Source organism: Bradyrhizobium sp. (assembly GCF_004799445.1).
Taxonomy (GTDB): domain Bacteria; phylum Pseudomonadota; class Alphaproteobacteria; order Rhizobiales; family Xanthobacteraceae; genus Bradyrhizobium.
Map to the genome: position 1 here is coordinate 1 of NZ_SSNA01000028.1, position 12,175 is coordinate 12,175.

At 60.0% G+C, this 12,175-nt stretch carries 8 protein-coding genes and 1 tRNA gene; 5 read left to right on the forward strand and 4 right to left on the reverse strand.

Translation table 11 applies throughout. From position 1 onward, the window contains the following. The first annotated feature begins 84 nt into the window (after positions 1 to 84). Positions 85 to 158 (forward strand) — tRNA-Gln (locus E8A46_RS03005). A 230-nt stretch (positions 159 to 388) separates the two neighbouring features. On the opposite strand, the gene E8A46_RS03010 is transcribed toward E8A46_RS03005, so the two are convergent. After that, positions 389 to 1,036, reverse strand: coding sequence for a response regulator transcription factor (locus E8A46_RS03010; protein WP_291557279.1), 648 nt, complete (start codon positions 1,034 to 1,036; stop codon positions 389 to 391). Between E8A46_RS03010 and E8A46_RS03015 the strand changes: the two genes are divergently transcribed. From E8A46_RS03015 to E8A46_RS03030, 4 genes are all read left to right on the forward strand, one after another. Next, on the forward strand, positions 936 to 1,310 hold the full coding sequence (locus E8A46_RS03015) for a hypothetical protein (protein ID WP_291557281.1): 375 nt from the start codon (positions 936 to 938) through the stop codon (positions 1,308 to 1,310). The two genes, E8A46_RS03010 and E8A46_RS03015, sit on opposite strands and share 101 nt — an antisense overlap. A 275-nt stretch (positions 1,311 to 1,585) precedes the next feature. Beyond that, the gene (locus tag E8A46_RS03020; RefSeq protein ID WP_291557262.1) at positions 1,586 to 2,503 is read left to right on the forward strand and encodes a response regulator transcription factor; all 918 of its coding nucleotides are present in this window, start codon (positions 1,586 to 1,588) and stop codon (positions 2,501 to 2,503) included. A gap of 52 nt (positions 2,504 to 2,555) precedes the next feature. Continuing rightward, on the forward strand, positions 2,556 to 3,824 hold the full coding sequence (locus tag E8A46_RS03025; protein WP_291557265.1) for a hypothetical protein: 1,269 nt from the start codon (positions 2,556 to 2,558) through the stop codon (positions 3,822 to 3,824). Between the two features lie 27 nt (positions 3,825 to 3,851). Further along, positions 3,852 to 5,165, forward strand: a complete 1,314-nt coding sequence (locus tag E8A46_RS03030; protein ID WP_291557268.1) for a polysaccharide biosynthesis/export family protein — start codon at positions 3,852 to 3,854, stop codon at positions 5,163 to 5,165. Between the two features lie 96 nt (positions 5,166 to 5,261). Here E8A46_RS03030 and E8A46_RS03035 read toward each other — a convergent pair whose 3' ends face one another. From E8A46_RS03035 to E8A46_RS03045, 3 genes are all read right to left on the reverse strand, one after another. Beyond that, complete coding sequence (locus E8A46_RS03035) at positions 5,262 to 6,602, reverse strand: HlyD family type I secretion periplasmic adaptor subunit (protein WP_363250968.1); 1,341 nt, start codon at positions 6,600 to 6,602, stop codon at positions 5,262 to 5,264. An 89-nt stretch (positions 6,603 to 6,691) separates the two neighbouring features. Beyond that, positions 6,692 to 8,803, reverse strand: a complete 2,112-nt coding sequence (locus E8A46_RS03040) for a type I secretion system permease/ATPase (RefSeq protein ID WP_291557274.1) — start codon at positions 8,801 to 8,803, stop codon at positions 6,692 to 6,694. An 81-nt stretch (positions 8,804 to 8,884) separates the two neighbouring features. Then, positions 8,885 to 11,977, reverse strand: a complete 3,093-nt coding sequence (locus E8A46_RS03045) for an Ig-like domain-containing protein (protein WP_291557276.1) — start codon at positions 11,975 to 11,977, stop codon at positions 8,885 to 8,887. Between the last annotated feature and the right edge of the window lie 198 nt (positions 11,978 to 12,175).

Below are 12,175 nucleotides of genomic sequence, written 5' to 3' on the forward strand. Positions count from 1 at the left end.
CGCACGCTTGGGAGGGATTTGCACGTCCCCCACGGGTCGTCAGCTGACAGAACATTCAACCTATTGAATCTGTTCAGTATTTTTTGGGGAATGGTGTAACGGTAGCACAACAGACTCTGACTCTGTTTGTCTAGGTTCGAATCCTAGTTCCCCAGCCACCAATAAGTTTCTGAGATCGTTGTATTTTTTCGAATAACCCGTCCCCAACGGGCTTAATTTATGTCGCGCGGCCACCATTGATTCTAAAGGGTTATTGTCTACTGGTGTCTCGACGCGACACGTGCGCGACATAGGCCGCTTGAAAAGCTTGGTGGGCGCACCGCGGCTCGAACCTGGGCCCCGATGATTAAGAGTCCCTGCGCAGGCGGCCGAACAGTATCAGAAACCTTTACGATGATCGTTGGTCACCAAGGCGAACCCGGGGAGCCCTATTTCCGGGTAGGACTTCCGTGATGCCGTTGTTCGATATGAAAAGCGCCGCGAGCACTGTCCGATTGCTGATCTCAAGCTTCTGATAGATGTGATGAAGGTGCACCTTGATGGTGCCGTCGGCGATATTCAACCGGCGCCCAATTTCCTTGTTCGACAATCCCTCAGACACCAAAGACATGATCTGGCGCTCGCGGTCTGTCATCACAGTCAGCACGTTCTCCGCGATTGCGATATTCGCACGCTCCAGAGGCAGCGCCCTATCGGAAGATGGCAATGGCAACAGCCTCTGACCGTCCGCGACACGCCGTAAAGACCGCACGAGTATTTCGAGCGCCACATCCTTTCGGATGACACCGTAGGCACCCGCGGCGGCCGACATTACCAGTCCACAGTCTTCAACGGATGTGGTGAAAAAAACCAACCTCGAGGAGAGGCTCTCGGAGTTGGCGATGCTGAGGATTTCGAGCCCGGTCAGTCCAGGCAGCGAGATGTCGAGGATGGCGATGTCCGGCATCAAACTCCGTATCGCTTCGATGCAGTTCGGACCGTCACGGCAACACGCAACAACCTTGAAACCGCTTCGCGCATCGAGAACGCTCGTCAAACCTCGCAGAACAACAGGATGGCTGTCCGCGATCACAACGGTGATGCAACGCATGGCCTGTCCTCAGCCTGTCCCCCCGGGTTTAATTCTTTCGCGCCCGGTATCCCCCTATAACCCATCTCAGGACGGCACGCACTCATTACCGTCTTCGCTCAAGCAACCGGCTTGCGGTCTGGCCGAATTGCGCCGCATCAATCGCAACGACCCGACAGCGACGATCGACGGCTATATGCGACAAACCATGTCGGTCGACATCTTCAGCACCTATAACTAAAGGTATATAGGGATATCGGGGGTTTGGCTCTAATATTCATGAAAGTTTCATAAATGTATTCATCTAAGCCCCAAACCGGAGCTTTCTAAATTTTATTACGAGACATCATCGCCGAATACGGAGGGGCGCCTCGGACTGAAGAAACCCAAATAATTTCGACACCAAGACTTCCGACGAATCACACGTTTCTAATCTAATGCCCGTTTTATAGGCGAAACGGGAACGTCGGAGTTTGGCTGCCTGGTGTCAGTATGCGTAAAGACGGGAGGGTCACCATGCGATGGCGACAGACTTTTGCTACCATTCTCGTTGGGAAGAGCATCTTACTCAGAGAAGGGATTGCCAGAATCCTGCATGCGGCAAATTTTCGCATCCTTGCCTCGGTGGCACGCGTCGAGGATTTTCTCCCACGCAAAATCCAACAAGGCCGACCGCTGTTTCTCGTTATTCATACCGGCGATGACTTTGATGCCGCGGTCGAACAAATCGAACTGTTCAGAGACCAGCACCCAGGCGGGCGCATCGCTATCGTGGCCGACCACTATCGGCTAGTCGAGATGGTTTCAGCATTTCGGGCAGGCGCCAACGGCTATTTTGCCGACGTCCTGACCTGTGACGTATTCATCAAGTCCATCGAACTGATGATGATGGGTGAAACAATTTTCCCGCCTGCATTTCTGTCATCCGTTCTTGTTGCCGAAAGCGACCATCTCAGCGAGCCGGTACCGCCCGACGAAACCAGCCAGGCGGTACTCGGAACAGCAGAGCACACGATCGTGCCACAGCTTTCGCCGCGGGAAACGTCAATCCTGCACTGCCTGATCGAGGGCGACTCCAACAAATTCATCGCGCGAAAGATCGATATCGCTGAGGCGACGGTGAAGGTCCACGTCAAGGCGATCCTGCGCAAGATCCGGGTCCAGAACCGGACCCAGGCGGCGATTTGGGGGATGAACAACGGGTTACTGAAACGACCGGCAAACGATAGTTCCTCGCCCTCGACCTCCGATGTGGGCAGCAAGCAGCTTCCAAAGCCCGTCGAGGTGCTGTGCGAAAACACGCTAGTCGAGGCATCGGTACCGCTAGACGCGATCGAGCACCATGCAAACAACGTTGACGTGCCTCACATCGACCGCCTGATCCGCAAGGGCATCAACCGAAGGACCAACGGCGCGGCCCGGAATGGCAGATAGCCGGCAGTCGCGCCGTTCCGGCGCCTTTCTTCACCGACGGCAGGATTTGAAAGTGAGCAAGTCACGACGATTGATGGTCACTGGATTGCTGTGCATTCTGCCCGTGCTCTTGCCGACCCATGGCGCGGCACAGGCCTACGAGGCGTTGACGAAGACGCGCACCGTCGTGACGCCGTCAATGCCCTATCCCGGTTATCTTCAAGCGGTGACTGACCCGGCCTTTGGGACCTTCTTCACGCGCGTGACGGACCCGGGCCAGACAATGCTGCCGGGGATATCTTGCAAGTCGACCCATTGTACACATCGCTATTCCAGTTCACAGGCGTGGAACGCGGATCAGAGCCTGTTGCTGATCGCCAACGGTTGTTCCGGCTTCTGTTTCCTGGACGGATCGACCTATGTCCCGCTTTTTCACCGCACCGTTCCCAATGAATGCGAGTGGCACCCGGTCGATCCGGCACTGATGATCTGCGTGTCGGGCAATGAAATCTACACCTGGAACCCACGGTTAGACATCAGGGGCGCGGTCTATGCTTTCACTGAGTACAAGGGTCTGCAATTCGGCCCCTACAAAGGCAATCCATCCAAAGATGGAACCAGGCTGGTAGTGCGTGCAACAAACAGCCAGGGTGAGCTTGTGGCTTTCGCTTACGATATCTCGGCACAGCGGAAATATCCGGATATCAAGCTGGCGAATTTGTCCGGTCGCAACGGATATTGCACAATCTCGCCCTCCGGACGCTACGTGTTTTGCGCCAATACGACGTTCGACGGGACCGACACCGCCTACGTCTTCACGACGGAGGGCGTGCAGCTGCAACACTGGACCGAACACCATCGGCCAGGCCATGGCGACATAACCACCGATACCGATGGCAGCGATGTGTATGTCGGTATCAGCAAGGCAAGCCCGGACAAATTTCACATCATCAAACGCCGGCTCGACGACGGTGCCGTTACCGATCTTGCGCCTTATGGCCACGGCCAGCACGCTTCGATCCGCAACATCAATCGTCCTGGCTGGGTTTTCGTAACCTACACCGGCACATATTCCGAAGTCGCCGGACACCTCGACGAAGCACCGCTTTATCAGGAAGTCATCGCTTTGCGGATCGACGGCAGCGGCGAGCTACGGCGGGTGATCCAGACGCGTGACGTCAAATACGATTACTGGAGCGAATCCCATGCCTCGCCTTCCCCCGACGCCTCGCAAATCATCTGGTCGAGCAACTGGGGCAATCCCGGCGGCCCGGTCGCTGACTTCGTCGCGCGCCTGTCGTGGCCGGAGCCAACGACGGTGGGATCATCAACGCGGCAATAACTGAACGTGACAGCAGGAGAGTGCGCCATGCTCAACGTCCGATCGGCCTTTAGGGAGTCGGCCTTGTTCGCCGAATGCACCTCGCGCCTTGGCAAGGCGCGCAATGCGAGATCATTCGTGCTTGCCGCCGCTCTTCTGTGCTCAATCACGCCAGCAAAGGCCGAGTATAGGCTGCATGTGGGAGACGTGATCGAGATCTCCGTGGCCAGGCTCCCCGAACTCAAGCAACGCGTTCCCGTTCAACTGGACGGAACCATTTCGTTCCCGCTGCTGGGAACGCTGCCGGTCGCGAACCTGTCGCCGGCGGAAGCGCAAGCCAAGGTGCAGGCCATGCTCGCGGCGAAGGTCTTTCGGCAGCGAGCGCCGGACGGGCACGAGAACTCGGTGACGATCGAACCCGATGAGGTCACCGCAACTGTCGTCGAATACCGTCCAATCTACGTCAATGGAGATGTCTCCAAACCCGGCGAACAAGCCTATCGTCCGCTCATGACCGTACGGCAGGCCATCACCCTATCGGGCGGTTACGACGTCATTCGGCTAAGAATGAACAACCCGATCCTCGAAGCCGCAGATCTGCAGGCCGAGTACGAGTCGCTTTGGACCGAATTTGCCAGGGAACAGGCGCACGTATGGCGCCTCCAGCAGGAACTGGGACAGCAGGCCACGGTTGAGCGAAAGGCCTTGCTCGATGTGCCGGTTGCCCGGTCGATGGCACTGGCGATTGTCAACGTCGAGGCTGATCAGCTCAAGACCCGTCAGGAGGACGCGGAGGCTGAAAGAACGTTCTTTAAGCGCGGGATCGTTCAGGCCGACGAACAAATCCAGGTCCTTTCGGAGCAGCTGAAGACCGAAGAGCAGGGAACCCAGGCCGATGCCGAAGAGCTGGAGCGAGCCAAGGAACTTTTCAACCGGGGCACGTTGACCATGCTCCGCGTCAGCGACGCACGTCGAGCTGCGCTGCTTTCGTCCACCCGGAAGCTGCAGACCACGGCCCAATTGATGCAGACGAGGCGCCAACGGGATGATTTTTCGCGGCAGATCGAGCGGCTCGACGGCCAACGCAGGAGCGATATACTCAAGGAACTGCAGGAGGCTACCCTGGCGCTCAGCCGAATCCGGTTCAAGCTGCAGAGCACCGGCGAAAAGCTTCAATACACCGCCTTCGCCAAGTCACAGCTTGCACGCGGCTTTGGCTCCAAGCCCGCGATCACAATTGTCAGGAACGGCGCCAGCGGCAGCGAAAATCTGGTCGCGAACGAGGATTTCGAACTTCAGCCTGGTGATGTCGTCGAGATTGCGTTGCGGGTTGCTCCCGTCGCGGATCCGGGCAGTCAATAGTATCGACCACCGCCCCGTCGGGCCAGGGCTTACCTCAAGTCAAGGCCTCCCTCACGTCAAGCCTTGCTCAAGTCAAGGCTTGCGGACGCTCCGTCGCTATCTCTCTCGCAACACTTCCTGATTGTATCGCATCAGGGGCGAAAGCAGGTAGCTGATGATCCGTCGCGAGCCGGTCTTGATCTCGACCGTCACCGCCATCCCGGGCGAGAGCTGGACGGGCCGCCCCTCGACCTCCATCACGCTCCGGTCGAGGTTGACGCGCGCAGCATAGAGCAGTTCCTGCCCCCTGGGTTCACTCGACGCGCTTTCCGCGCCGGCGGACTGGTCGTTCGCCCGGTCCTCGTGTCTGTCTCGCGTGATGGCATCGCGCGAAATGCTGAGCACTCGGCCATCCAGCAGCCCGTAGCGGGTGAAGTTGAAGGTATCGATCTTGATCGCAACGCTTTGTCCGGGGACGATGAAGCCGATATCGCGGTTCAACACCATCGCCTCGATCTCGAGATTTGCGTCGAGCGGCACCAGGGCTGCGAGCGTTTGAGCCGGGGTAACGATCCCTCCGATCGTGTGCACCGCCAGTTGTTGCACGACGCCGTCAACCGGTGCGGTGAGAATCTGCTGCTTCGCCTTCTGTTCTCCCTTGATCACGTCCTGGGCAAGACCGCCGGCCCGTTGTTCGGCTTTCGCGAGATTATCGTAGAGCGTGTGACGGTACTCCGCTTCGACTTTGAACTTGGCTTGAGTGAGCCCAGCTGCCGCGGCCTCGGCCTCGCGCAGCCGGCTTTGCTGAACAAGGACGTCATGCTGCTGGCCGACAAGGTCCTGAAACTCGGTGAGATAGATGATCTTGGTGCCGATCGCCTTGTCGTAGAGATATTTTCGGACGTCCACCCGCTCCTGTAGCAGCGGGATCGTTGCGTTGAATTTGGCGATCGTCGCCGCGATTGTTTCGCGTTCCGCGTCCTTCTGCGCCAGTTGTCGGTCGATCTCCGCCAGCTTCGCGGCATGTTCCGCCTTCTGGCTTGCCAGAAACTGACGATGCATCTCGACCAGCCGCTGGCTGGCGCCCGCAGGCGGCGTGAGGTCGGCGGCCGGATTGATGTCCGCGGCAATTGCCGCGCGTAAGCGCGCAATGTCGAGCTCGGCCGAAATCAAATCACTTTTCACATGTTCAAGTTCGGCGGCACTGATAGTTGGATCCAGTTCGATCAGCACGTCCCCCGCCTTGACCGTTGTGCCATCGCGAACATGAATCGCGCGCACTACTCCCGTTTCGGCTGGCTGGATCACCTTGGTCCGGCCATTCACAACGATCTTTCCGGGTGCGGTGGCTACGACATCGACCTTGCCCAGCGATGCCCACGCCAGCGCTGCGCAGAACAGCAGGACAATGGTCAAGCCGACGGCGCGGCCGATCGGTGACGGCGGCGTCTCCACCACCTCGAGCGCGGCCGGAAGAAAAGCCGTCTCGTATTCGCGCCGCTGTCGCGGCCGGCTCGGAAACTGGATGATTTTCCTGACGGCCGTCATTACCCGCCCGCCTGCAGCAAGTGGAGGTTTGCATACCGCCCGTTTGAACGGATCAATTCGTCGTGGGTGCCGTCCTCCACGAGGCGTCCACGCTCGATCGTCAGGATACGGTTGGCCCGGCGTACCGCCGAAAGCCGATGGGCGATAACAAAAACGGTACGGCGTTCGCAGATCCGGTCCATATTGTCCTGGATGATCCGCTCACTCTCGTAGTCGAGCGCGCTGGTGGCCTCATCGAAAATCAGAATGCGGGGATCGGTCACCAGGGCACGGGCGATAGCGATGCGTTGCCGTTGACCGCCCGAGAGGCTGCATCCTCGCTCACCGACGATTGTGTCGTAGCCCTCGGGAAGTTCGAGAATGAACTGATGCGCGCCGGCAAGGTTGGCGGCGTCGACGATCCGTTGCATGGACATGGCCGGATCAGCAAGCGCTATATTCTCGGCGACGGATCGATTGAAAAGGATGTCCTCCTGCAGAACAATGCCAACCTGTCGGCGTAGCCAGGCGGCATCGGTCAATGCGAGATCGACACCGTCGACGAGGACACGCCCGGTCTCCGGCACGTAGAGGCGCTCGAGAAGTTTCGCCAGCGTGCTCTTGCCAGATCCCGACGGGCCGACGACACCAACAATCTGCCCGGCCGGAACATGAAAACTGACGTCGTGCAGGATTTCCGAGCCATCGACGCGATAGCGAAACCCGACATGGTCAAACGTGACAGCCCCGCGAATCGGCGGCAGCACGGCGCGGCCGACGTTGATCATCGGCTCCGGACGAGTATTGAGGATGTCCCCGAGCCTCTCGACCGAGAGGCGGGCTTGATGAAAGTCCTGCCATATCTGGGCAATGCGCAAGACCGGCATACTCACGCGATTGGCCAGCATGTTGAATGCCACAAGCTCGCCGACAGTGAGGCTGCCTTCGATCACCAGCTTTGCACCGAAAAAAAGCACGGCGACGGTGACCAGATGGTTCACCAGTTGCACCGCCTGGCTCGTGACATTACCGAGGCTGATGACGCGGAAGCTTGCGGAAACGTAACCGGCAAGCTGCTCCTCCCAACGCCGATTCATCTGCGGCTCAACCGCCATCGCTTTCAACGTCTGGACGCCGGTGATGGTCTCCACCAGGAATGCCTGGTTCTCTGCACCCCGGCGAAACTTTTCGGCCAGCCGGTCGCGGAAAAGCGGGGTGGCGACCGCTGAGATGCCGATATAGAACGGGAATGCGCCGAGAACGACGAACGTCAGCGCGGGAGAGTAGACCAGCATCACCGCAAGGAAAACGACCGTAAACAGAAGATCGATGACGAAAGTCAGCGCCGAACTCGTCAGGAAGTTGCGGATATTCTCAAGCTCCTGGACGCGGGCAACAGAATCGCCGACACGGCGGGTCTGAAAATAGGTTAGCGGCAGCGCCACCAGATGACGATACAGGCGCGCGCCAAGCTCGACGTCGATGCGGTTGGTGGTGTGGGAAAAAAGGTGGGTACGCAAGGTGCCAAGCGTTGCCTCGAACACCGCGATCACCGCAAGACCGATGACCAAAACCTCGAGCGTGCTCAATCCGCGATGCACGAGAACCTTGTCGATAACGACCTGGAAGAACAGCGGACTGACAAGCGCGAAGACCTGAAGGAAGAAGGAAGCGATCAGCACCTCGCTCAGCAGGTATCGATACTTCTGGATGGCGCCAAGGAACCAGGTGATGTCGAACCGCCGTGACAGATCGGAGAGCGACGCGCGACGTGCCATCAGGACCAGACGACCGTCCCAAAGCGTCTCGAATTCGGCACGGGTCAGCTTGAACGGACGGGGCTCCGAGAGACGTTGCACCAGGACTTCGTCACCCTCCGCCTTGCCAAGCAGGAGAAAGCCGCCATCATGGAGGGCCGCGACCGCCGGCAAGGGCGTGCGCGCAAGACGTACCCAGTTCGTGTTGATCGTGCGCGCTTTAAGTCCAAAATCCCTTGCGCATCGCAGCATCTCCGTGATGCCCACGCTCCGCGTGCCCAAACGGTGGCGGAGCTGCTCCTCCTCGGCCGCAACGCCATGCAGCCTGAGCAGCAAGACAAGGACGAAAAGCCCGGTTTCTTCTTGCGACGTCATTTGCTGTCTTCCCTGTACGCCAACATGCCCGAAATCGATCTATCCGTTCCACCTGATTGCATTGTCTTCAGTCGTTAGAGGTCAGCCCTGCGGTTTAGTCAGGAACTCCTTCTCGCCGCCGAGCCACGCTTGCTGCGAAGCCATCCACGGGGCCATGCCCGGCGCATCGTGGCGGGATCCGGCTGCCATATATTGCTCGAGCAGCCCTGCGAGGGTCGTGTAGGCCGATGACGCCAAACCGGCTGGCGATGGGCCGCCGGGTGATTTGAAGTCCGACAGCGCAATCGCCGGGGGATTAGTAACGACAATCGATGAGCCACCGGCTGTTGCGGCCGGTGGGTCCGTGACCGTGAGAGTTTGAGAAGCTGAGCTCGCCGCCTCTCCGGACGTCGTATTGCTTGCCGTGACCGTCAGATTGGCAACCGGATGACCCGTGCCCGTGTAGCTCGAGGACAGTGTGAGCCCGGTGAGAGGTGTCCCTGCTGCGGAAGCACTCTCTGTAATGGTCCAGTTATAGGTGCCGTTCGATTGCAACTGCCGGCTGACGTTATCCCCGCTTGGCGCCGTTATCCGTTCGTAACTCGGCACGCCATTGATCTTGACCGACACTCTGTCGTCGGAATCGACGGGCGTTGCCGTAATTCCAAGCGATACCGAACCGCCGGCCATCACCGTGAGCGAAGTGCTTGCGATCGCCAGCGCGGGAGGCTCAGCGACCTTCTCCTCATCGACCGTCAAGGCGTGGCTAGCCTGCGGTGCTGGATTGCCGGCCTTATCCGCGACATTGGCGGTCACGGTGTAGCTGCCATCGGCCAGAGCCGTGGCCTGTGCGCTCGTCACCCTGACGGACCAAGCATTGTTCTGGTCTGTCGTGGCGTAACTGTCCACGACGCTATTTGCGCCATTGAGGATATTGACAGTAACGGCCTGGCCGTTCTCGGCACCGCTCGCAGTCCCGCTGATGGTGAAGCCCGACGAGGCTTTTGTGGCATTGATAACGTTGTTGCTGGCGATCGTGTTGATGGCGATCGCTGGCGGCGTGGTGTCGATCTGCAATACGCCGGCCGGATTGTAGTTGGTGGCGGCAGACAAATTGGCGTTGTTGGCCGCCGCGTCCTGGATCGTCGCCCCGTTCGGATTGAGGGAGGACACGACGAGGTCAGATGTATTCTGCCCGACAGCCACCGTGTAGCTGAAGGTCAAGGCTGAGGAGCCGGAACCGCCGACATAGGCCGCCGTCCCGCTATCATTGAGCGCAAGTGTCGGCGAGCCGCCAGTGGTGTTGACCGTCACGGGCGCGCTGAAATTGACCGTCAAGGTCATCGCCTTGCTGGCGTTCAGGTCGCCAACGCCATTGGTGATCCCGGTGCCGGAGGTCACGATCGAGCTCACCGAGGGCCCTGACGATGGTGATGTGGTTATGAGGATGCCGGTCGCTCCGTCCGCGGTGGCCTGGAAGGTCGTGCCGCCGAGATTCGAGGTCTGGAAGTCCAGGCTCGCCACCTGGTTGGCGCTGTTCGACACCTGCAGCACGCCCGTCGAGGCGTTGTAGTTGAGTGTCACGCTTGCCGAGGAAAAGGTCTTGAGATCGATCTTGTCGCCCGGGACGAAGTGTTGCAGCTGCGGTCCCGCATAGGATGCGGTCCCGACATTGGTGCCGAACAATGCGGCATTGTCGATGATCAGTTCGCTGCTGCTGCCCTGGAAATTGACCTGCGTAGCCGTGCCGGTGTCCGCGGCGACTTCAAGCGTGGCGCCGCTGCCGAGTTGGAAGAGACCGGTGCTGCTCGGATCAATAGCCGTCGAGACGTTGAGCGAGCCGGCGATGCTGATTGTGCCGTTTAAGATATTGGCACCATTGAGCGTCCAGGTCGCGCCGGCATCGACAGCCAGGACCTGGAAGTGGTTGAACGAGCCAGTGCCCACTCCGCCGATCGAACCCGTGCCGCTGGCGAGTTCCAGCGTGCTGGTGCCGCTGCCGCCGGTCACACCGCCCACGAACACCGCGCCGGGGTCGACCACGAGCCGATTGGTGGCGCTGCCCGCGAAGTCGATGGCATAACTCCCGCCGGAGATCGTGCCGGCGTTGGTCACCGTGCCGGAACCACCCGTGAGGAAAACGCCGAAGGTGCTGCCCGAGATGGTAGCGCCGGCGAGGTTCGTGATGCTGCCGCCGCCCTCGATATCGGCGCCGGCGCCGGCCGTCGCGCTGATGCTGCCGGCATTGCTGAGCGTCGCGGCGCCTGCCTGCGCAGAGACGCCGGCGACTTGGCCCGTGATCTTACCGGAGATGGTGTTCGTGACGCTGCCGCCGGCCTCGAGGCCGACCCCGTGAGCGCCCGAGATGCTGCCGCTGTTGCTCAGCGTCCCCGAAGCACCGCTGGCGAAGACGCCGAACGCACCGCCCGAGATCGACCCGCCGGAATTGTTCGTGATGCCGCCGCCACCCGCAAGATCGACACCCGCACCGCTGGCATTCGCCGCATTGATGCTGCCGCTGTTGGTGACCGTTCCTGACGCGCCCGATCCGACATAGACACCGTTGCTGCCGCCCGTGATCGATGCGCCCGCGTTGTTGATGACGCTGCCACCTTTCACGAGTTCGACGCCACCGTATTTCGCACTCGCAATGCTGCCCTGGTTCGTGACATTGCCGGCGGCTCCGTTAACGAAGACCCCGAACGAATTGCCGGAGATTGACCCGGTCGAGTTGTTCGTGACGCTGCCGCCATCGGCGAGGTCGATGCCGGCGCTACCGGTCCCGCTGGCGCTGATGATGCCGCTGTTGGTGACCGTACCTGCTGCTCGGTATTTGACATAGACGCCACCGTTGGCACCCGAAATGGATGCGCCGGCCGCATTCGTGACTGTACCGCCATGCCCGAGAACGACACCGTCATAGGTCGCCCCCGAGATGCTGCCGTAGTTCGCAAGCGTGTTGGAACCGCCCTCCAGAAAGGCGCCGAACTTGTTTCCTGTGATGGTCCCGGTAGAGGTGTTGGTGGCGTTGCCGCCGTTCTCCAGATAGATGCCGGTGCCGTCCACTCCCGTCCCAGTAATAAAGCCCGCGTTCGTGATCGTCCCAGGATTGGTCTCGAAGAAGACGCCGACGCCCAGTGCCGAAATGGACCCGGTGGCAGCGTTCGATAGACTGCCGCCGCCCGCGATCAGCACCCCGTGATGGTTGGGTCCCGAAATGCTGCCCGCATTCGTGACCGTACCGACACCGCCGGTGATGAAAATGCCGGCCCCGAGGGTGCCGAGGCCGGAAATGGAAGCGCCTGAGGCATTCGTCACGCTGCCGCCGGCGAAGAGAGCGACGCCGTCGTCGACCGTCGCGGTGATGCTGCCGGAGTTCGAAACCGTCCCGAT